Below are 21263 nucleotides of genomic sequence, written 5' to 3'. Positions count from 1 at the left end.
ATCGTTCTCTCACCATCGACGATCATTCGTAACCGACAGCAACCACCCTGCATGGGACCAACGATATGGAATCCAGACGCAACGCATTCGACCAGCCGATCGGCGCCCCCGTGCCGGACTGGAACGGCGCTCAGGCTCCTGGCCGCGAGCCGCTGGTAGGCCGCTATTGCCGGATCGAACCGGTGGACGTGGAACGTCACGCCGAGGACCTCTACGACGCGTACAGTTCAGCCGCCGATGGCCGCGACTGGACCTATCTGTCGGTCGGTCCGTTCGAGAGTCTCGCCGCCTATCGCGAGCATCTGACGCGCGCCGCCGCCTCCGCCGATCCGCTGCACCACGCGGTGATCGACCTTGCGACCGGCAAGGCTGTCGGCACGCTGGCGCTGATGCGGATCGACCGCGCGAACGGCGTAATCGAAGTTGGCCACGTCACGTATTCGCCGCGCTTGAAGCGCACCCGCATCGCCACCGAAGCGATGTTTCTGCTGATGACGCAGGTGTTCGACAAACTCGGCTATCGGCGCTTCGAATGGAAGTGCGATTCGTTGAACGAGCCGTCGCGCGCGGCGGCGTTGCGCTACGGCTTCACATTCGAGGGGATCTTCCGCCAGGCGATCGTGTATCGCGAACGCAATCGCGACACTGCGTGGTTTTCGATCATCGACAGCGAATGGCCCGCGCTGCGTCCGAGCTATACGCGATGGCTCGATGCCGGCAACTTCGATGCGCAAGGCCGGCAGGTCGAACGGCTGGTGGATCTGATTGCACGGCAGCGCGCAGCCGCAAGCGGCGACGCGCAGTGAGCTGATTGTCGAGCCGGGCGGCGGCCGGCGCACAACGGCTCGCTCGACATAACCGGCGAACGCGGCGCTCGCCGCGCGCCGGCTCAAACCGCGTGGGCCTGCCGACGCAGCACGATGGTCGGCTTGCCTTTGTACGTGGTGCGGAGTTGCTCACGATACCCGCACTTATGAGCAACGCGCAGCGACGGTAGATTCTCCGGCGCAACGATGCAGGCCGTTTCGCTATCCGGCCACTGCTGGTCGGCCCACTCCAGCGCGGCGCGCACGGCTTCGGTCGCGTAGCCGCGGCCATGCACGGCGGGGTCCAGCGCCCAGCCGACTTCGGGCACCATCAATGACGGCTCGATCTCGCGATGGTAGTCGGCAAAGCCGACTTCGCCGAGAAACCGGCCGCTCTCCTTTTCTCGCACGACCCAATAGCCATAGTTCAGCATCGCCCAATGTCCCGCGTAGCGCAGCAGACGCGCCCAGACTTCTTCGCGCGTAAAGGGCTTGCCGCCGATATAGCGGATCACTTCGGGATCGGACCACATCGCGTAACTCTCGAGGAAATCGTCGCGCGTGTGGGGTCGCAGGGTGAGGCGGGGGGTGGTGAGGAGCGTGGGAGCAATCGACATTGCGTAGGAGCGGATAGTTGGTGGAGTGGCTCGGCAATCAGCGGCTCGATGATCGCAGATTTTTTGCGCGTCAGGGACGTGGACAAAATCCCGCCGCGCGCGCGTGCCGCAAAGCTATGGCATGCGAAGAGACTTCGCCCTACACTCGCCGGGTACGGCCATACATCGTTGCCACGCTCACCACCGCTCCGTCGATGAAACCTCGCCTGCGCTACCTCACCGCGCTGATCGTGAACGTCGCCTTGCCCGTGCTCGCCTACCGGCTCGCGTTCCCGCACTGGGGCCAGCTCGGCGCGCTGGCCGCGTCGGCGCTGCCGCTGATCGCGTGGATGAGTTGGGACCTGCTGCGCTATCGCCATTTCGACGCGCTCAGCGCGCAAGTGCTGATCGGCATCATGCTGTCGCTGCTTGCACTCAGCATCGGCTTCGGCGGCAACACGCGAATGCGCGAGATCGCAGACCCGATGGTCTCCGGCATCATCGGCGTATCGTTCCTGCTGTCGCTCATGCTACCCAAGCCGCTGGTGTTTTACCTCGCCCGCTCGACCATGTCGCGTGAGGATCATCGCAGCGTCGAGAGCTTCGAAAAGCATTGGCGCGAACGTCCCTCGCTCGTCGCGTACATTCGCTTGATGACCCTCGTGTGGGGCATCGGCATGACGGGCGAGAACATCTTGCGCAGTCTGATCGTGTGGCAATGGCCCGACGATCCGCACTCGGTCATTGCCTCCAACGTGCTGAGGTACGGCGTCTATGCCGGCCTGACCGCCTGGACTTTCTGGTGCCGCCGGCTCATCAAGCGAGATGCGCTGCGCTATCCGGACGACACCGTAGACGCGACAAAGACAAATCACCTCGCCAGTTCATAAGCCCAAGCCCTCACGCCAACTCGAGAAAGCGCGCCAGACACGGGTTGCGATTCGCCAGCGACCACGCCAACACCTGTTCGATCAGCGGCGCATCGACCAACGGCCGGAACACCACACCCGCGAGTTGTGCGCGGCGCATGGAAGCCGGCACCAGCGCCACGCCCACCCCTTCGTCGACGAGACTCAGCACCGTCTGTTGCAATTGCACTTCGAAACGTATGTCGGGTTCGAAGCCGCCCGAGCGGCAATGCTCGAGGATCGTCGCGCGCAATGTCGGCACGACTTCCTCGGACGCTAGCACGAACGGCTCGCCGGCCAGTTGCGCGATCTTAAGACGCCGCGCGCGCGCCCGCGGATGGCTGCGCGACAGCGCAACACATAGCGGCTCGCTGAGAATCGTGCGTGTGGCGAGTCCCTTGTCGGGCACATTCGGGAACATGATGGCCGCGTCGATCTGCCCGGCCAGCACCTGCGCGGCGAGATCGTTGGAGACGACCTCGCGCAAATTCAACGCGACCTCAGGATACGCCGCGCCGAAAGCCCGCGCATAACCGGGCACGACGCTATACGCCGCACACATCGTGAAGCCGATGGCGAGCTTGCCGGCGTCACCGTGCGCGGCGGCTTGCGCATTGCTGACCGCTTGCTCCACGGAGGCGAGAATCGCTTTCGCGTCGGCGTAAAAACGCTCGCCGGCGGCGGTCAAACTCACGCTGCGCGGACTGCGCTCGACCAGCGTCACGCCGACGCTCGCCTCTAGCGCCGCCAGTTGCCGGCTCAACGGCGGCTGCGACAGATTCAGACGCGCTGCCGCCCGGCCGAAATGGCGCGTCTCGGCAAGCATCACGAAGTAGCGCAGCGGCTTGATATCGATCACGACGCCCTCACGCGAAATGACAATGCAAAAAAGGTATTATTGAGCGCAGAAAACAGTATTGGATTGTATCGCCGCTAACCTCTACGCTGGCGAATCGCCCTCCTTCCCACATCTCTGCGCCGATGTTAGCCACGCTCGAAATCCTGCTTCCCGTTTTCGGTCTGATTTTCGCGGGTTTTGCCTGTCGCCGGCGCAACGTGCTCGGACCGAACTCGGCGTCGGAACTGAACCGCTTCGTGGTCTGGCTGGCGCTGCCGGCGCTGCTGTTCGACATCATGGCGCACGCCACGTGGCAGCAGCTTTATCAACCGGCGTTCGTCGCCACATTTTCGATTGCGTGCGTCAGCGTGTTCGTGCTGATTCTGGCGATGCGGTTGATGACCGGCCGGCATCTCGCGGATGCAAGCGTCGATGCGATTGCCGCTTCGTATCCGAACACCGGCTATATCGGTTTCCCGCTGGGCATGATCGCGTTCGGCTCGGCGAGCCTGACGCCGACCACGATTGCCACGATCCTCGTCGCGTGCGTGCTGTTCGCGGTTGCAATCGTATTGATTGAAGTGGGTCTGCAGACCGAACGCACGCCGCATAAGCTGGGTTTGAAAGTGCTGCGCTCGCTCGCGCGCAACCCGCTGATCGTGTCGCCGATTGTGGGCGTGCTGTTTGCCAGCCTCCATGTCGCGTTGCCAGCCAGCGCGGAGACCTTCCTGAAACTGCTGGGCGGCGCGGCGAGCCCGTGCGCGCTGGTGAGCCTCGGCCTGTTCCTCGCCGAGAAGCGCCCGGCCGACGCCGGTGCACGAGGCATTTCCTGGCTGCTGACGGGCGTCAAGCTGCTTGTGCAGCCGGCGCTGACGTGGTGGCTCGCGGCGCGCGTGTTCGGGCTCTCGTCGACGCTGGTCGAGATGGCGGTCATCCTCGCCGCGTTGCCCACCGGTACCGGCCCGTTCATGCTCGCCGAGTTCTACGAGCGTGAGGCGCACATCACCTCGCGAACGATCTTGCTGTCGACCGTGGGCTCGATCGTGACCCTCTCGTTGCTGCTGCTGTTGATGGGCCACCGCACGTAAGCGCACATAAGCGCATCCAGGCGCATCCGAACGCGCCGGCCGGCGCGCAAGCTGCACAGGCGCGCGCCTCGCGCTATGCTTCGCGAACGGATCGCCCCGGTCCGCGACCGTCATCCGCAATGTGCGGAGCCTGACCTAAGCCGCCGTGCCCAAAGCCCGCCCACCCGAACTCCACGACGACGCCGACGCGCGTTCGCTCGCGCGGCACTATCCGCGCGGGCTGCGCATCGACCCGCACTCGCACACGTGGGCGCAAGTGCTGTATGCGGTGTCGGGCGTGATGTGGGTCGAGGTCGGCCGCGAAGCGCTGGTCGTGCCGCCGCAACGCGCGGTCTGGCTGCCGGCTGGCACGCTGCACTCCATCCATATGATGAGCGAGGTCGAGATGCGCAATCTCTATCTCCACGCGCGCAATGTCGGTCACCTGAGCCGCCGCAGCGACGTGTTCGAGGTGAACGGCCTGCTGCGCGAACTGATCACCTCGATCGCGGAGCATGAAGGCAGCGATTCGCGCGATCAAACCTATCTCGACGCCGCCTACCGACTCGCCATGCTGGAACTGGGACATGCGCCGCGCTCGTCGCTGCGAATCGCGCTGCCCGACGCGTCGGACCGGCGGCTCCACGCGTTGTGCCGCGCGGTGATCGACAATCCGTCGATTGCGATCAGCTTCGAACAGCACGCGGCGTCCGTTGGCGCGAGCGTGCGGACACTGGCGCGGCTCTTCACACGCGAACTGGGCGTCGGCTTTGCCGAATGGCGCCGCCAGGTGCAACTGGCGGTCGCCGTCTCCTGGCTCGCCGAAGGACGCCCGGTGAGCAGCATCGCGCGCTCGCTCGGTTTTCAGCCGAGCAGCTTCAGCGACATGTTCCGGCGCGAACTGGGCGCGCCGCCGACCAGCTTCGATCCGAGCGGCACGTTGAGCGAGGCGACCTCTGCTGTCTCGCCCGAGCCTGTGAAAAGCCGCCAAAGTTGATCAGGTTCCCTGCGTTACGGGCGCGAGGGTCCCCAAACGTCTTGTCCGAATTTCGAAAGTCTTTGTCTCAACGCCTTTGTGCCGGTCACCTAGACTAACGTTCAATCTGCTGCGCAACGCAGTCCGGAATCCAATTGGAGCCACACACGATGAAAGCCATCCAGTTCAAATCTTTTGGCAGCCCCGAAGTGCTCGACTACACCGATCTGCCGACCCCGCAAGCCGATGCGGACAACGTCGTCGTGCAGGTCAAGGCCGCCTCGGTGAACCCGAGCGACGTCAAGAACGTCTCCGGGCATTTCGCACACACGGTGCTGCCGCGCACGCCGGGCCGCGATTTCAGCGGCGTGGTGGTGGGCGGCCCGCAATCCTGGCTCGGCGCCGAAGTGTGGGGCACCGGCGGCGACATCGGCTTCACGCGCGACGGCACGCACGCCGAGTTCATCAAGGTGCCGCTCGCGGCACTCTCGCGCAAACCCAAAACGCTGAACCATGCCGAAGCGTCCGCGATCGGCGTGAACTTCGTGGTCGCCTGGCTCGGCACGGTCGAGTACGCGCATCTGCAAGCGGGCGAAACCATCGCCGTGATCGGCGCGGGTGGCGGCGTGGGCGGTGCGGTGGTGCAGATCGCCAAGGCGCGCGGCGCTCGTGTGATCGCCGTGGACCGTCATCCGCTCGACGCGGACACACCCGCGGGCCGCCTGATCGACGACTACGTGCCGTTCGATGAAAACGTCACGGACCGCTTGAGAGCGCTCACCGACGGCGCGGGCGCGGACGTGGTGTACGACACGGTCGGCGGCGTGGCGTTCGAGACCGCGTTGAGCCTCGTCAAACGTCGCGGCCGCGTGCTCGAAATCAGCGGCACGGGCAAGCGCCGCGTCGAATTCGATCTGATCGACTTCTATCACAACGAGACGCAATTGCTGGGTGTGGACAGCGCGAAACTCGGCGTCGCGGAATCGGCGCCGTTGATGACTGCGTTGGTCGAGGGATTCGAAACCGGCAAGCTGACCGGTCCGGCCATCGCGCAGACGTTCCCGCTCGAACGCGCTCGCGAAGCCTACGAGGCCGTGGCCGCCGGCACACGCGGCCGGGTCGTCATCACGATGTGATCGCCATTGCGACCGGCGGGCGTGGCAGCCCGCCTCTCACCTGGATACAACAGTCATGAAAGCGTATTTGATCTCGCTGGCCGCCGGCGTGCTGGTCGGCCTCCTCTACAGCGTGATGGACGTGAAGTCGCCCGCGCCGCCCACCGTCGCGCTGGTCGGGCTGCTCGGCATGCTCGGCGGCGAACATATGATTCCGTTGGTGCGGACCTGGCTGGCATCGGGCATTCATTGACACGCATCTTGCGGCCGTGTCTCTCAGAGGCACCTTTTCCGTCACCCTGCGTCACACGCTAAGATTGAGCCCGACGGGCTCGTGCGTCGCCCGCAGACGACAAGAAAAGTTTTGCCTCGGAGAATCAGATGCCTGAAGAATATGAAGTACATGGTCCGCACGACCATGCCGTGGAACATGCCGGTCATCACGACGCGGATCCGTTTTCGAGCCGCATGGCTGTGATCACGGCCATTCTCGCGACAATCGGCGCGCTGTGCGCGTACCAGAGCGGCAACAGCGAAAATCTCGCGCTGTACTACAAGAACGAAGCCGCGATCAAGAAGACCGAAGCGTCGAACCAGTGGAACTACTACCAGGCGAAGGGCGAAAAGCAGAACCTCGCCGAACTCGGCGCGGCGCTGTCCGCCGGCAACACGGACGCGCATACGAAATTTCTCGCCGACGTCGACAAATACAAGCAGCAGAAAGAGCCGATCCGCGCGAAGGCCGAAGCGATCGAAAAGGAAGTCGTCGATAACGACGCGCGCAGCGAAGCGTTGCTGCATGGCCATCATCGCTGGGCACAGGCCACCACGCTGATTCAGGTGGCGATCGCCCTGTGCGCGATCACTTTGCTGACGCGCAAGAAGTGGCTGCGCAATCTCTCGTTCGTCGTGGCCGGCGCGGGCGTGATCACCGGCGCGTTGGCGTTTTTCTCGGCTTGATGAGCGAAACGGCGTGCGGCGATAGTGCGCCGCACGCCGCGAATGAAGGAGTACAGCGTCGTTGATGGATCCGCAGTTCTAGGCGTTTTTTCTGTGTACGTGGCCGGCGTGGTGATTCCCGGGCCGAACTTCGTTGCGGTCGCGCACAAGGCCGCATCGGCGACGCGCGTCGAAGCGCTCGCGATGGTAGGCGGCATCGTGCTGGTCAATCTGTTCTGGGCGAGCTGCGCGATTCTCGGCGTCGGCATCGTGTTCACGGCTTTTCCGTGGCTCGCGCTGGCGGTGAAGCTGGCCGGCGCCGGCTATCTGATCTGGTTCGGCGGACGTCTGATCGTCAACGCTTCGGCGGGCAAGCCGACCACCGGCGTGAATACTGCGGCGGGCGATTTCCGGCAAGCGTTCGCACAAGGCTTCGCGACTAACATCGCGAATCCGAAGTCGATGGCGTTCTTCGCCGCCGTGTTCTCTTCCGCCGCGCCAACGCATGTCAGCGTCGGCACGTTTGTGGCGATGCTCGGCATGGTTGGCATGGTCGCGAGCAGCTGGTACGGATTCGTCGCGCTGACCTTGTCGCATGAGCGCATTGCAATCGCGTACCGGAGCTGGAAGGCGTGGATCGATCGCGTATGTGGCGGGTTGATCGTCGCGTTGGGCGTGCGTCAGTTGATCCGCTAGCGGTTACAACGTTTAACGTGCTGCGCTCAATGCGCGATACCGTGCGCACGTTCGAGCAACAACTCGCGCTCGCGCGCATTGCGCGTCATCCCGGCAGCACGTTCGAATTCGGCGCGCGCTTCTTCCACGCGTCCGAGCTTCGCCAGCAGATCGCCGCGCACGCTCGGCAACCAGTGATAGTTCGCCAGCGCGGCATCGCTTGCCAGTGCATCGACGATCTCCAGGCCGGCCGCCGGACCGAACGCCATGCCGACCGCCACCGCGCGGTTCAACTCGACTACCGGCGACGGCGCCACCTGCGACAGCGCGTCATACAGCGCGACGATCTGCGCCCAGTCGGTATCGTCCGCGCGACGGGCACGGGCGTGACATGCGGCGAGCGCTGCCTGCAACGCGTACGGGCCACTTGCGCCGCCCAGCGCATGCGCGCTGTTGAGCGCAGCCAGTCCACGACGGATCAGAAGCGGATCCCAGCGGCTGCGATCCTGATCGAGCAGCAGCACCGGACGGCCTTGCGCGTCCGTGCGCGCATGCGTGCGCGAGGCCTGGATCTCCATCAGCGCGACGAGGCCGTGCACTTCGCTTTCGTCGGGCACGAGACCGCTCAGCACGCGGCCGAGCCGCAGCGCTTCCTCGCAGAGCGCCGGACGCATCCAGTCGTCGCCGGCGGTGGCCGAATAGCCTTCGTTGAAAATCAGATAGATGACCTGCAGCACCGAAGCGAGCCGCGGCGCGCGCGCGTCCGCTTGCGGCACCTCGAACGGCACCTTGGCCGCCGACAGCGTACGCTTGGCCCGCACGATGCGCTGTGCGACGGTCGGCTCCGGCACGAGAAACGCGCGCGCGATCTCGTCCGTGGTGAGGCCGCCGAGCAGGCGCAGCGTGAGCGCGACGCGCGCATCGGTCGACAACACCGGGTGGCACGCGGTGAACACCAGCCGCAGCAGGTCGTCGCCGATGTCGTCGGCGCGGGCGGCATCGAGGGCATCGACGAAATCGGGCACGAGATGCGCCTCCATCGCGTCGAGATCGTGACCCAGCTCCTGGCGCTTGCGGGCATGCAGTGCTTCCTGCCGCAAGCGGTCGAGCGCACGGTTCTTTGCGGTCGCCATCAGCCATGCTCCCGGGTTGTCGGGCACGCCCGCGTCGGGCCAATGTTCGAGCGCGGACACCAGCGCGTCTTGCGCCAGTTCCTCGGCGAGCCCGACGTCGCGCACGATTCGCGCGACGTGGGCGATGACCTTGGCGGACTCGATCCGCCAGACTGCCTCGATGGCACGGTGGGTGGCTGCCGTGGTCACAGCTTCAGCCCGCCGCCTTGCCGTTCGGGTCCATGTAGATGAGCTCCCAGATGTGGCCGTCGATATCCTCGAAGCCGTGCCCATACATGAAGCCGTAGTCCTGCGGCGCGCGCGGCACGGTGCCGCCGGCGGCGAGCGCTTTGGCGACCAGCGCATCCACCTCCGCCCGGCTTTCGCACGACAGGCCCACCAGTGCTTCCGTGCTTTCCTTCGGATCGCACAGCGACTTGCGGGTGAACGACTTGAACAGGTCCTTGACCAGCAGCATCGCGTAGATGTTCTCGCCGAGGATCAGACAGGCCGCCTGTTCGTTCGTGAATTGCGGTTCGAAGCTCAAACCGATCGCAGTGAAGAAGGCTTTTGATCGTTCGAGATTATCGACTGCGAGATTGACGTAGATCTGCTTATGCATGGTGGAGTCCAATGGTCGTTTTACGGCTCGGGCTTCCGCGGCCCTGTGCGCCGTGTTCAGCTCGCCTCGGCGAGCGTTTTCAGATTGTTCAGGCCGTCCTCGAAATCCTTGCCGACCATTTTGTCCATGCTGATGAACACCTGAATCAGCTTCGACATGTACGGCGCCGGTCCGTGCATCGCCCAGGTCACTTGCGTCGCGCCCGCTTCAGGCTTCAACGTGAATTCGGCCATGTTGTGCGCTTCGAACGGCTTCAGAAAATCGAGGTTGAGCGTCACGTTCGAGGGCGCGGCCGTATCGACGATCTCCATTTGCCCCACGCCGACCTTTTCGCTTTGCCACGCATAACGTGCACCCTTGCCGCTCGGCGTGCCGCTATACGTGCCTTGGGTCGCAGGGTCTTTGCGCAAGAACGGATTCCACAAGTTGAATTGATGGAGATTGTCGATCAGCGAGTAAATCCGCTCGGGCGGCGCCTGAATGCGTACGCTGCGTTCGATGCGAAAGCTGTCGGGCCGGGTCGCCGCGTAGGCCAGCAACAGGCCCACGGCCGCGACCACGGCGATCAATATGGTCTTGAGCATGATGAATCCCTTCGATAAAGCCGGAGCGGCGTGCGCTTTGCGTTTGCGCTTCAGCGCTTGCCGGCTTCCAGTTCGCGGAACCGGTCCAACTCCGGGCCGGCTTCGAAGTCGTCGAATTCGAACAATTGACGCACTTCGATTTCGCCGTCCGCCTGTTCGCCGAAGGGTGACGGAAAGCGCCGCGCCCATTCCATGGCTTCTTCACGCGAGCGCACCTGGATCAGCGTGTAGCCGGCAATCAGTTCTTTGGTTTCCGGAAACGGGCCGTCGACCACCGAGCGCTGGCCGCCGCTGTAGCGAATGCGCCAGCCTTTCGAACTCGGTTGCAGGCCGGTGGCGTCGAGCAGCACGCCGGCTTTGGCCAGTTCTTCGTGATACGCGCCCATCGCGGCCATCAGGGACGCTGCCGGCATCTCGCCGGCTTCGCTGGCAGCGGTCGCTTTTACGAGGATCATGAATCGCATCGCCGTGACTCCTTATCGTTGTGAGAGGGAGAGCCGCGCCCGTGGCTGGCTTCTTACTCACACGACGAGCAACGCGCGGCCGGATCGACACACTTGCCGATCCGCCAGGGAAAACCCCGAGGCCACATGCTGTCCATGCGCGAATCGACTAGAGGAAACAAGGCCCGAGCTTGCGGACTTCGACCGTGCACCACGTCGCGGCCGGGCAGGCTTCGGCAATCGCCACGGCTTCTTCACGCGTCTCGACATTGAGGAGGAAGAACCCGCCGACCATTTCCTTGGCTTCGGCGAACGGGCCGTCGAGCAATTTCGGCTGACCGTCGCGCACCTGTACGCGCACGGCGTCGTTCAAGGACGTGAGCGATTCGACCGCGACCAGTTTGCCGCGCTCTTTGAGATCGGCGGAGAAGCGGACCATCTGATCGTAGACTTCGCGGCCCGCGGCTTCACCGCGTTCAATGCGTTGATTCGGGGGTTCGACGATGAGCAGCATATAAGACATGGCGTCTCCGATTTTGATCGCGCCGCGGATGTGAACGCCCTGGAGGCGTATGAAGGCAAAAACGCGTGTGCGGTGGGCTGGCGAGAGGCAGTCTAACAAGCATGAATGGCTCCGGCAAACCTGATCCGGCATTGGCGCGGCGGTCTATTGGGCGTTTTACGGAGACTCGTAATATCCGCGGGTCGTGGGGAGATTTTTTATTGGGCGTCACTATAGCGCCGCATTAAGCATTTCAACGGCGCACAACGATTGGCGCCGTTCCCTTGCTTCGTCGACGTGACAGAATAAAAAAACGCCCCGCATGGGGCGTTTCATTTGCGTGTACGAGAACGAAGCAACGCGTGCGGTCGGCTCAGACCGTAGCTTCCGCAATCGCTTGCACCTGCGCGGACCTCATCAATCCTTCGATCATTCGCGCTTCCGCGCTCGCGATCTCGCTCAGCGATGCCACGGACAGTTGTCCGTCGAGAATCGCCAACGCCGTGCACAAGCGGGCGTATTCGCCGTCTTGCAATGCCCACGCGCCTTCGTCGTGTTCACGCAGATCGAGCTGCACCATCGCAGCATGTGCGCTTTCGATGTCGGACAGAACTTCTTCGCCGAGGCCAAGGCGCGCAAGTTCCTGCGACACCAGCAAATGCCGGCTCAACGTCATATGCAGATTCCGCGAGCCGTGGCCGTGCCGGAATGCGTCGAGGGCGGTATAGCACTGCAGGAGCATCGCCGACGTAACCGGCTCATGAGCGGTGCGGCTATAAGTCAGCGCGCGCAACAACGGGGACATGGCCGACTGGTTGTGCTTGCGGACTCGCGATTTACTGGACATATCGGTTCAACCTCCTTCTCTAACTCTCGGCTTCGCCACCGAATTCTTTTGCTCCGGTGGCAAACGCCGCCGATACGCCGGCGGCTTGACAGGCTCTGATGTGAGTCTGTGCAGCCATCATGGCAAGCAACTATTAAGACAGACTTAAACGAGTTCAAGTCCGGTTTGTACGCAGCATCTCACACTACGCAACCAGCCGGTGGTTCAATTCCGCCAAAAGCGTAGCGCCACAGCGCAACGTTGGGATATCGGTTCGAACTTGCCAATTACAAGTCGCGCGGCGTGGCACGACGAAAAAAAACCCTGTTCCCGCGAGGGAACAGGGTGTGACAGGATGGAACAGTCGTACTCGCGCGTGGATGCTCGCCGACCTATACCCACCGCAAACTCGCAAAGCTGTTGTTACTTGAACTACACCTGCTGAAGCTGTGTTGCTTGAACTGCGACTGCAAATAAAACCGTGCTGCGTGAACTACCACGACAAATAAAACGGTGCTGCCGATACTGCCGTTGCAAAACCATTCGTCTCAGAACTGCTCACTGCAATTACAGTCGGGTCCCTCGCCTTCAACATCGCCTGACTGCAACCCCCTGCTGATTCACGCGCAAATTACATGGATCGCGCGCCGTTTGCATTGCTTCTACTACCTACTGCTTTACTGCCCTGCCGCGTTCGACAACAAGCGCGGCAAACTGCCATCAACGGTACGGTTCAAAACAACGCGGGGGAAGACCGCGTCGATGGGGCTCGGTGATTTGTCGCTCCATGGAAAACAGTGTATTGCGGCACGTGTGAATGCAATTGGGCGAAGCGAAGGGATTTGGCAGGCTAGTTTGGCGAATCGGTGTAACAGGCCGGTTTCGTCAGAGGTGAGCGGCGCGCAGCGCACGCCGCCACGGCAAAAACATGCGGTTATCGAGCAGGCCAGTTCGTCGTCGACGACCTCGGCCGCATAGCGGAGAAATGCGCGGATCGGAATGGCAACGACGCGAGCGACGGCACCGTCACCGTCGCTCGCTGATCTTTGAGCATGTGAGCTTGCAAGACGCGCAGCGTGATCTCGTCAACCGCGCGCGGCGAAATCGCTGATCGTCAGCAGCACTTTTTCGCCCGGACGCGCCAGCAGTTTTCTCTCCGCTACAGCGGTGATGCGTTTGCGGCCGTCAGCGAAGGTCTTCAGTACACGTTCCTCGCCGGCGCCGCGTTGCAACCAGAAGTGCTGTTCCAGGGCCTCACGCGTGACGGCGCACTCGAGGTCCCGGCCCCGCGTCGAAAGCTGGAAAATCACCGTGCGTCCGTCTGCCGAGACGCTTGGTTCAAACTCGATAATCTCCATGGCCCCACCTCGCAAAGTTCGTTAAACCGCTCGCCGTGTTGAACGAACGACACCGAAAAAAACTGAATACAGATGCGAAACACGCGTCGAGTTCTTTCGACTGATCAATGCACGCTATCGCGCCACGGCCAGGCTCACTGTGCGCTGGACCACTGTCGAGCAGCCGAAGCATGGGCGCTGGACCAGCGCCCATGCTTCGCGCGGAACTCGTGCAGCAGCGCATTCAACCCTTCCGTCATGGCTTGCGTGCCGCGCCGCACGCCTCGCGACGCGGACGACAGCGCGAACCAGGAATGCGGCGGCCGAAGCTCGTGGCACATGCCGCGCGCATCGGCAAAGCGCAGGCAACCGGTGTCGGGATAAAAGACGAGCGTGATCGCGTCGCCGTCGACCCCGTGCGTGACCGTGAGTGGTTTCGTATTCAGCATTTTCGTTGTTATGCCAGGTTGGCGTCGTTCCTCGGCGGTTCGACGTTCGAACCCGCACGCGCCAGCAAATCGCGAGTGAGGCAAAAGCAAAGCGCATGCCAATGAACGCAAAACGTGTCGTGCGAATAGCGGCGAGCACAACACGAATAGCCGGCACCAGGCCGCCAGCACGCCGCAAACGCCGACCGCGCCTGAAGCAACGCGCGCGGCAACGCATGAGTCAGTTGCAGCACGGACCCTATGCCGACGGCATCCGCGCGACCGGCGACAAGCAAACTGGAGAGGCACAAACATAACCGCGTGGTAAAAAAGCGCTGCTGGCGCGACAATTCACGACCATTCTTACTGGCCGCCGTCACGCCGGAAACGTTACCAACATGTCCGTTCAAGAACCTGTCTTCACCCTGCGCCCGGCATTGGACACGGACGAGGCCTTTCTACTCGAGCTGCGCAAGGCGACCATGACGGAGCACCTGGCGCGCGTCGGGAACCGTCGGACGATACCGAGCATCGCGCGCGTCTGCTGCATCGTTATGACACAGCCCGCGTGATTTGCATCGACGGCGCGCCCGCCGGTTTGCTCAAAGCGCATCGCACCGGCGCCGAGTGGGTCGTCGTGCAATTGCAGATCGCGCCGGCGCTGCAAGGGCGCGGCATCGGCGAACGCGCGCTGCACACGGTGTTGCGCGCCGCGCAGGCCGACGCATTGCCGGTCACCCTCAAGGTGCTCAAAGGCAATCCCGCGCAGCGCCTGTACGAGCGCTTCGGCTTCGAGATCGTCGGCGAAGATGAGAGACAGTTTCACATGAGGCGCGCGCCGCGCGCGTCGGCGGAAATTGAAGCAGAATGAATGTCGGATAAAGACAGATACGCAACGGACTTGATATGACCTTTCGCGACACCTCCGCCATCACAAGCTGGCACGCCCACGTGTATTTCGATGCGGGCAGCCGCGACGCCGCATGGACTTTCCGCGAGCAGATCGACGCACACTGGGGCGACGCGCTGCAACTGGGCCGCTTTCACGAGCGTCCGGTCGGACCGCATCCCATGTGGTCGTATCAGCTTGCGTTCACACAGGCGCAGTTCGCCGACGTGGTGGGCTGGCTCACGCTGAATCACGGCGCGCTGGATGTCTTCCTGCACCCCAACACAGGCGATGCGTTACGCGACCATCGCGACGCAGCCGTATGGATCGGCCGTTCGCACAAACTGGTGCTGAGCGCGTTGAATTGACTGCTGTAAATGCGGCGCGCGACGAACCGGATCACGCGCCGCCTCTTGCGGTTCACATATTCGAGTACGAACTGCACCAGCCGCGCGCCGCGACTTGCTTGTCGCCGAACAGCGTGCATCCGCCGTATACGTCGTTGGCTTTGCCCTGAAACAGCGAGCAGTTGGCACAGCTTTGTCCGGCGGCGTAGCCCGGAAACTTCGCTTTATCGACCTTGGACGCGTCCTCTTTATAGCCGACGGCCTGCGCCTTCGGATCGGATTCGCTGAGTGTATTTGCCGTGTCGGCGAAGGCAGCACGCGTAAGTATGAGTGCGGAGCCAGCGCTCACGCCCAGCAGCAAAAAGTGGCGACGCGATGTTTTCATATAGATCCGATGGAAAGTGGGGATTTGCCTCGATCGCGACCAGGCGCCGTCAATCGAGAAATCGCGTGAACCGTTCGACCGGTTCGCGCTCGGTGCGTAACGTGTTGACCAAAGCGTTTTCGTCGGCGAAACCGAGTGACATGCCGCACACCAGTTGCTCTTCAGGCGGCAAGCCGAGCTGCTCAGCAATCACCCGATGAAACGGCGTGAACGCGGCTTGCGGACACGTATCGAGACCCCGCCCGCGCGCAGCCGTCATGATCGCCTGCAGGAACATGCCGTAGTCGAGCCAGCTGCCGCGCTCCATCACCCGGTCGATGGTGAAGAACAAGCCCACCGGTGCGCCGAAAAAGCGATAGTTCTGCGCATGCTGCTCATGCATGCGCGCCTTGTCGCCTTTTTCGATGCCGAGCAAACCATACAGATCCCAGCCGATTTTGCGGCGCCGGTCGATGTACGGCGACACCCATCGATGCGGATAGTACGGATACTCTTCCTGGTACAGCGCGTCGCGTTGCGGGTGGTCGTAAGCGTCGAGCAAGGCCTGCGAGAGACGCGCCAGCGACTCGCCCGTCACCACGCAGACTTTCCACGGCTGCGTATTGGTGCCCGACGGCGCGCGGCTGGCGGCTTCGAGAATGGCTTCGATATCGGCGCGCGGTACCGGCGTGGGCAGAAAGGCGCGAATCGAGCGCCGCGTGAGGAGTGCGGCGTCGACGTCGTTGACAGGGGTGGTCATCGGCGAATTCCGGTGGAACCAGCAGTTGTGGCGGTCTCCGGGAATTCTAGCGCGAGCGCGCACTTTCCCGCTGGCGCGCCGGCAACGAACGCCGGCCGCGCTCAGCGCGGTTTAGCGCAGTGGCGTTTTCAGCGCATCGATGAGATCGAGCGGATCGTACGGCTTGCGCAGCAGCATCGCGTGCGGCAAGACCGCGCGCTGCGCCGGCGTCAGCACGAGGTCGTAGCCAGTCAGAAAGATCACGCGCAGATCAGGCCGCTCGCGACATACTTCGAGCGCCAGATCGATGCCCGACTTGCCCGCCAGCCCCACGTCGGTCAGCATCACGCTGATCGCGTGTTCGCTGAGAATCTGCTTGGCGTCATGCTCGCCTTCGGCTTCCAGAATGTCGAAGTCAAACGTGCGCAGCAATTCGGCGGTGCTCACACGAATCAGTTCGTCGTCTTCCACCAGCAGAATCCGCGGCCGCGTCTGAGTGACGAAACTATCCGCGCCATCCGGCATCATGGGTGGATCGATCTCGAGAAGATGCTGCTCGGCCTCGGCGATTTCGGCCGCCTGCGGATTCTGCGCCTGCAGCACGTAGCGCACTTTGCGCGCCAACGCTTCGTGCGTGTACGGCTTGCTGAGCAATTCGATGCCTTCATCGAGCCGCCCCGAATGCACGATCGCGTTATCCGTGTAGCCCGACGTAAACAGCACCGCGATCGCCGGCAACCGCTCGCGCGCCTTGCGGGCGAGTTCGGTGCTGCGCAACGGGCCGGGCATCACCACATCGGTAAACAGCATGTCGATCGGCACGCCGCTTTCGACGATCGCCAGTGCGCTTTGCGCGTCTTTCGCTTTCAGCACGCGGTAGCCGAGGTCAGAGAGCATTTCGACCACGGTCGTGCGCACTTCTTCGTCGTCTTCGACCGCGAGAATCGTTTCCGTGCCGCCCTTGGCGGGACCGGCTTCGATATTCGTTTCGAGGTCTTCTTCCTGGCGCACCCGCGGCAGATAGATGCGGATTGTCGTGCCGTGACCTTCTTCGCTGTAGATCTTCACATGGCCGCCGGATTGCTTGACGAAGCCATACACCATGCTCAAGCCGAGGCCCGTGCCCTGGCCTTCGGGTTTGGTCGTGAAGAACGGTTCGAACACGCGCTCGCGCACTTCCGGCGACATGCCGGCGCCCGTGTCGGTGACCGCCAGCATCACGTACTGGCCCGGTGTGACCTCCGCGTTGCGTTTGGCGTAGGCGTCATCGAGCGCGGCATTACCGGCTTCGATCGTGAGCTTGCCGTGGCCGTTCATGGCGTCGCGCGCGTTGATCGCCAGATTCAGCAGTGCGTTCTCGACCTGGAACGGATCGACCAGCGTATTCCACAAGCCGCCCGACACGATCGTTTCGATTTCGACGCCGTCGCCGAGCGCGCGTCTCAGCATGTCGTCGAGACCGCGCACGAAGCGGCCGAGGTTGACGACCTTCGGCGCGAGCGGCTGACGCCGCCCGAACGCGAGCAGTTGCGACGCGAGGTTCGCGCCGCGCGCGACGCCCGCGAGTGCATTGCGCACGCGCTGCTCGGGCTTCTCCGAACCGGCGACGTCTTTCGCCAGCAGTTGCAGATTGCCGCCGATCACTTGGAGCAGATTGTTGAAGTCGTGCGCGACGCCGCCCGTGAGCTTGCCGATCGCTTCCATCTTCTGCGCCATGCGCAGCGCTTCTTCGGCGTGCCGCAGCGCTTCGGTGGTTTCCTTATCAGCGGTGACGTCGCGGCCCACGCCGTGAATGCGCGCCGTGTCGGGATCGAGGGCGAGCGTCCACGCGACCCAGCGCCACGTGCCGTCGATCCGCCTGAAGCGGTTTTCGTATCGCACCGGCACGCCCGTTCTGCGCAGTTCGGCCAGGTGCGTGCGGACCGTCTCTACATCGTCGGGATGAACCAGATCGACATAGGAACGCGACATCAGCCAATGCACGTTGTGACCGAGCGCCGTGCTCCACGACGGACTCACACGCTGCAAGCGACCTTCGATATCGGCCACCACCAGCAGATCCTCGCTCAACTCCCACAAACGATCGCGGTCGGCCACCGTTTCGATCACGCGGCGCTCCAGCGTTTCGTTCAGATCGCGCAACGCGCTTTGCGCCTTGGTGCGCTCGGCGATTTCGCTTTGCGCCGCCTGATACAGGCGTGCGTTGTCGATGGCAATCGCCGCCTGCGCCGCGATGCCGGCCACGATCCGCTCGGCGCGTTCGGTGAACACGCCGGGCTCCGGGTGGCCGAAGAACAGGCCGCCGACCACTTCGCCGCTGCGCGACTGCACCGGCGCGGCCAGATAGCTGCGCACCTTCAGATGACCTTCCGGCATGCCGCGATGCGGCGCGTTGTGGCCATAGCGCGGATCCTGCGTGATGTCGTCGACGCGCACGATGCCTTCGCCCTGGAAGGTGGGCGCGAACACCGCCGTGTTGCGCGGCATGGGAAACCGCTCGAACGCTTCCTTCGGCACGCCGGACAGCGTGTACAGCATGTAGCTGCCGCCCTTCTGGTCGAGCACGTTGTAGAAAAACGAGCCGAACGCGGCGCCGGTCAGTTCGGTAGCCGCGTCGGTCACGATCTGAACCGCGCGGTTCAGATCGAGTTCGGCCGCCACCGTCGAGCCGACGCGATTGAGAATCTCCAGCGTGCGCGATTCCTCGCGCAGCTTCATCTCGGTCTCGCGACGCAAGCGCGCGAGTTGCAGGTTGCCCGACACGCGGGCCAGCAGTTCGCGCGCGGAGAAAGGCTTGGTCAGATAGTCGTCGGCGCCATGCTCGATACCGTCGACGCGCGCTTCTTCTCCCGCGCGGGCCGACAGCATCAGCACCGGCGTGTCGCGCAAATCCGGATCGGTTCGCAGCGCGCGCAACAGGCCGAAGCCGTCGAGGCGCGGCATCATCACGTCGGAAAGCACCAGATCGGGCGGTTCCGCGCGCGCGGCTTCGAGCGCCGCCTGGCCGTCGCTCGCGAGCCGCACGTCGTGGCCCGCCGCCCGCAGTATGCGGCTCATGTACTCACGCAAGTCCGCATTGTCGTCGACGACCAGCAGCCGCGCGGCGGCCGGCGCAGCCTCGGGCGACGTCTCGCCGGCCGGCGCCGTTTCGATCGGCGCGCTGTCCACGATCTCGTTCTCCGGACTCCAGCGCAACGCGGCATCGACATAGCTGCGTGCGTGCTTGCTCATGGTGGCATGCACGCCTGTGTCCTCGCGCTGGGACAGCACGGCGCCGCGCGGCAGCGAAACGGTAAAGCACGCGCCTTCGCCGAGCACACTGTCGACCCGCACGGTGCCGCCGTGCAGCTTCACCAGCTCCTGCACCATCGCGAGCCCGATGCCGCTGCCTTCGACCGAGCGGCCCGGTGCGCCCGCCACGCGATGAAAGCGCTCGAACAGACGCGGCACTTCTTCTTCCGCGACGCCGATACCGCTGTCCGTCACGCTGACCTCGACGCCACCGCCTGTGACCGCGCGAACCGCGACCCGGATCGTGCCGAAGAACGTGAACTTGTACGCGTTCGACAGCAGGTTCATCACGACCTTTTCCCACATCTCGCGGTCGAGCTGCACCACCACGGGCGTAGCCGGAATCTCCACGTCGAGGCGCAGGCCGGCCGCCTCGATCGCGGACTGGAACAGCGACGCGAGTTCGGCCGTGAAGGACGCAATGTCGGTGGGCTGCGTGTGGATCTCGATGCGCCCCGCCTCGATCCGCGAGAAATCCAGCAACGCGTTGACGAGTTTCAGCAGGCGCAAACCGTTGCGATGCGTGATCTCGATCAGCGCGCGGTCGTCGATATCGCTGCGCGTCTGCGCGTTGTCGCCACTCGCGGGAGGCTTCGGCCTGGCGAGCAGTTCTTCGAGCGGGCCGAGCATCAGCGTCAACGGCGTACGGAATTCGTGGCTGATGTTGGAGAAGAAGGTGGTCTTCGCCCGATCGATTTCGGCCAGCGCTTCCGCGCGCCGCCGCTCCTCTTCATACGCCTGCGCGTAGCCGATCGCCGCGCCGATCTGGCCGGCGGCAAGGTTCAGGAAGCTGCGGTAGGCATCGTCGACAAGGCGGCAAGGATTCAGGCCGGCGATCAGCAGCACTGTTTGCGTCGACTCGCTGCCGGCCGACACCGGCAGGGTGACCGCCTGCTCCGGCGCGAGATGCCACGGCCCGCTCGGCAGTGCGGTGCCGAACCGCTGCGTCAAGTCGCGCACCATCTGCGGCGCCTGGATCTCGAGGACGTCGGCGATCGGCCAGAGCGATTCGCCGACGCGCATCGTCTGCGGCGCCGCCGGATGGCCCGGCTCGATGCCGCACGCGCCGACCAGCGTGACCGTGTCGCTGCCGGGTTCGGCTGCGTACAGCATGGCGAAGGGCAGGTCTTGCGGATTCGACTGCAACGCGCGCGCGCTGAGTTCGCACGCCTCGCGCCAGTCGCGGCCGTTCGGACTCACCGCCGCCAGTTCCTTCAACAGCGCCAGTTGCCGTTCGCCGACCACCTGCGCCGTGTCGTCGCTGTTGGCGCAGATGATCCCGCCCGGTTCGCCGTCGTCGCCGGGAATGGGGCTGTACGAGAAGGTGTAATACGTCTCCTCCGGAAAGCCGTTGCGCTCCATGATGAGCAGCTTCTGTTCGACGAAGATGCCCTCGGCGCCCGCGAGCGCTGTATCCAGAAGCGGTTCGATGTCAGTCCAGATTTCTCGCCACACGACGCGGGTCGGTTGACCAAGCGCGACCGGATGCTTGCCGCCGATGATCGATTTATACGGGTCGTTGTAAAAATAGAGCAGCTCGTCGCCCCAGCCGATCCAGAGCGGCTGACGCGACGTGAGCATGATGCGGATCGCGATCTTCAGGCCTTGTGGCCAGGTGTCGGGCGCGCCGAGCGCTGTTTGCGTCCAGTCGTAGGCGCGGATCAGTGCGCCCAGTTCGCCGCCGCCGGCAAGGAAGGACGGGGCGGCCGAGCCGGCGGGCGATGCATCCGACATGAAGCGGTCCGGCTGTTTCAACGCGATCTCCTCGACGCGGCGGGTCATATTCGTGCGGACCGCTATTGCAAAAGCGGTGCCTGATACGACGGATGGCTAACGATCACCCGCAATTAATGTAGCGC

Annotated in this window: 22 protein-coding genes and 1 pseudogene; 10 read left to right on the top strand and 13 right to left on the bottom strand. The window is 63.8% G+C overall.

Annotation, left to right across the window (positions count from 1 at the left end):
• Window positions 1-65: 65 nt before the first annotated feature.
• Window positions 66-806 (top strand): GNAT family N-acetyltransferase, encoded by a 741-nt coding sequence (locus PQR54_RS14235; RefSeq protein WP_408246621.1) that lies wholly within the window; start codon window positions 66-68, stop codon window positions 804-806.
• Between the two features lie 83 nt (window positions 807-889).
• Here the strand turns inward: PQR54_RS14235 and PQR54_RS14230 are convergent, their stop codons facing one another.
• Window positions 890-1423, bottom strand: coding sequence for a GNAT family N-acetyltransferase (locus tag PQR54_RS14230; RefSeq protein ID WP_408246620.1), 534 nt, complete (start codon window positions 1421-1423; stop codon window positions 890-892).
• A 194-nt stretch (window positions 1424-1617) separates the two neighbouring features.
• Here PQR54_RS14230 and PQR54_RS14225 point away from each other — a divergent pair, with 194 nt between their 5' ends.
• Window positions 1618-2292 (top strand): VC0807 family protein, encoded by a 675-nt coding sequence (locus tag PQR54_RS14225; RefSeq protein WP_408246619.1) that lies wholly within the window; start codon window positions 1618-1620, stop codon window positions 2290-2292.
• 10 nt (window positions 2293-2302) lie between these two features.
• Here the strand turns inward: PQR54_RS14225 and PQR54_RS14220 are convergent, their stop codons facing one another.
• A complete protein-coding gene (locus PQR54_RS14220) occupies window positions 2303-3169 on the bottom strand; it encodes a LysR family transcriptional regulator (RefSeq protein ID WP_408246618.1) in 867 nt (288 codons plus the stop codon).
• Between the two features lie 122 nt (window positions 3170-3291).
• Here PQR54_RS14220 and PQR54_RS14215 point away from each other — a divergent pair, with 122 nt between their 5' ends.
• From PQR54_RS14215 to PQR54_RS14190, 6 genes are all read left to right on the top strand, one after another.
• Window positions 3292-4236 carry an AEC family transporter gene (locus PQR54_RS14215; protein WP_408246616.1) on the top strand — a complete coding sequence of 315 codons (945 nt, stop codon included), beginning with the start codon at window positions 3292-3294 and terminating at the stop codon, window positions 4234-4236.
• Between the two features lie 145 nt (window positions 4237-4381).
• Window positions 4382-5212: an AraC family transcriptional regulator gene (locus tag PQR54_RS14210; RefSeq protein ID WP_408246614.1), complete on the top strand. Its 831-nt coding sequence runs from the start codon at window positions 4382-4384 to the stop codon at window positions 5210-5212.
• Between the two features lie 149 nt (window positions 5213-5361).
• Window positions 5362-6327, top strand: coding sequence for a quinone oxidoreductase family protein (locus PQR54_RS14205; protein WP_408246612.1), 966 nt, complete (start codon window positions 5362-5364; stop codon window positions 6325-6327).
• Window positions 6328-6382: 55 nt separating this feature from the next.
• Complete coding sequence (locus tag PQR54_RS14200; RefSeq protein ID WP_106299882.1) at window positions 6383-6559, top strand: DUF1427 family protein; 177 nt, start codon at window positions 6383-6385, stop codon at window positions 6557-6559.
• Between the two features lie 128 nt (window positions 6560-6687).
• Complete coding sequence (locus PQR54_RS14195; RefSeq protein WP_408246610.1) at window positions 6688-7266, top strand: DUF4337 domain-containing protein; 579 nt, start codon at window positions 6688-6690, stop codon at window positions 7264-7266.
• Window positions 7267-7308: 42 nt separating this feature from the next.
• Complete coding sequence (locus PQR54_RS14190) at window positions 7309-7941, top strand: LysE family translocator (RefSeq protein ID WP_408246608.1); 633 nt, start codon at window positions 7309-7311, stop codon at window positions 7939-7941.
• Between the two features lie 26 nt (window positions 7942-7967).
• Here the strand turns inward: PQR54_RS14190 and PQR54_RS14185 are convergent, their stop codons facing one another.
• The 8 genes from PQR54_RS14185 to PQR54_RS14150 form a co-directional block, all read right to left on the bottom strand.
• The gene (locus PQR54_RS14185) at window positions 7968-9242 is read right to left on the bottom strand and encodes an RNA polymerase sigma factor (protein ID WP_408246606.1); all 1275 of its coding nucleotides are present in this window, start codon (window positions 9240-9242) and stop codon (window positions 7968-7970) included.
• 4 nt (window positions 9243-9246) lie between these two features.
• Window positions 9247-9654 carry a VOC family protein gene (locus PQR54_RS14180; RefSeq protein WP_408246604.1) on the bottom strand — a complete coding sequence of 136 codons (408 nt, stop codon included), beginning with the start codon at window positions 9652-9654 and terminating at the stop codon, window positions 9247-9249.
• 56 nt (window positions 9655-9710) lie between these two features.
• Window positions 9711-10238 carry an SRPBCC family protein gene (locus PQR54_RS14175; RefSeq protein ID WP_408246602.1) on the bottom strand — a complete coding sequence of 176 codons (528 nt, stop codon included), beginning with the start codon at window positions 10236-10238 and terminating at the stop codon, window positions 9711-9713.
• 50 nt (window positions 10239-10288) lie between these two features.
• Window positions 10289-10702 carry a YciI family protein gene (locus PQR54_RS14170; protein ID WP_408246600.1) on the bottom strand — a complete coding sequence of 138 codons (414 nt, stop codon included), beginning with the start codon at window positions 10700-10702 and terminating at the stop codon, window positions 10289-10291.
• Window positions 10703-10850: 148 nt separating this feature from the next.
• Window positions 10851-11204, bottom strand: coding sequence for a YciI family protein (locus tag PQR54_RS14165; RefSeq protein WP_408246598.1), 354 nt, complete (start codon window positions 11202-11204; stop codon window positions 10851-10853).
• A 352-nt stretch (window positions 11205-11556) separates the two neighbouring features.
• The gene (locus PQR54_RS14160; protein ID WP_408246596.1) at window positions 11557-12030 is read right to left on the bottom strand and encodes a hypothetical protein; all 474 of its coding nucleotides are present in this window, start codon (window positions 12028-12030) and stop codon (window positions 11557-11559) included.
• 1064 nt (window positions 12031-13094) lie between these two features.
• On the bottom strand, window positions 13095-13367 hold the full coding sequence (locus tag PQR54_RS14155; protein WP_012428894.1) for a DUF1488 family protein: 273 nt from the start codon (window positions 13365-13367) through the stop codon (window positions 13095-13097).
• Window positions 13368-13501: 134 nt separating this feature from the next.
• Window positions 13502-13795 carry a hypothetical protein gene (locus PQR54_RS14150; protein ID WP_408246594.1) on the bottom strand — a complete coding sequence of 98 codons (294 nt, stop codon included), beginning with the start codon at window positions 13793-13795 and terminating at the stop codon, window positions 13502-13504.
• Between the two features lie 377 nt (window positions 13796-14172).
• Here PQR54_RS14150 and PQR54_RS14145 point away from each other — a divergent pair.
• Both PQR54_RS14145 and PQR54_RS14140 read left to right on the top strand, forming a co-directional pair.
• Window positions 14173-14645 (top strand): annotated as a pseudogene (locus PQR54_RS14145) (GNAT family N-acetyltransferase).
• 35 nt (window positions 14646-14680) lie between these two features.
• Window positions 14681-15031 (top strand): DOPA 4,5-dioxygenase family protein, encoded by a 351-nt coding sequence (locus tag PQR54_RS14140; protein WP_408246592.1) that lies wholly within the window; start codon window positions 14681-14683, stop codon window positions 15029-15031.
• Between the two features lie 52 nt (window positions 15032-15083).
• Here PQR54_RS14140 and PQR54_RS14135 read toward each other — a convergent pair whose 3' ends face one another.
• The 3 genes from PQR54_RS14135 to PQR54_RS14125 form a co-directional block, all read right to left on the bottom strand.
• Window positions 15084-15395 (bottom strand): high-potential iron-sulfur protein, encoded by a 312-nt coding sequence (locus PQR54_RS14135; RefSeq protein WP_408246590.1) that lies wholly within the window; start codon window positions 15393-15395, stop codon window positions 15084-15086.
• Window positions 15396-15444: 49 nt separating this feature from the next.
• The gene (locus PQR54_RS14130; RefSeq protein WP_408246588.1) at window positions 15445-16134 is read right to left on the bottom strand and encodes a nitroreductase; all 690 of its coding nucleotides are present in this window, start codon (window positions 16132-16134) and stop codon (window positions 15445-15447) included.
• A gap of 111 nt (window positions 16135-16245) precedes the next feature.
• The gene (locus PQR54_RS14125; protein ID WP_408246586.1) at window positions 16246-21186 is read right to left on the bottom strand and encodes a response regulator; all 4941 of its coding nucleotides are present in this window, start codon (window positions 21184-21186) and stop codon (window positions 16246-16248) included.
• Between the last annotated feature and the right edge of the window lie 77 nt (window positions 21187-21263).

Origin of the sequence: Paraburkholderia phytofirmans (assembly GCF_046028095.1) — a bacterium.
Taxonomy (GTDB): Bacteria; Pseudomonadota; Gammaproteobacteria; order Burkholderiales; family Burkholderiaceae; genus Paraburkholderia; species Paraburkholderia phytofirmans_A.
This window is presented reverse-complemented; position numbering and strand designations above follow the sequence as displayed.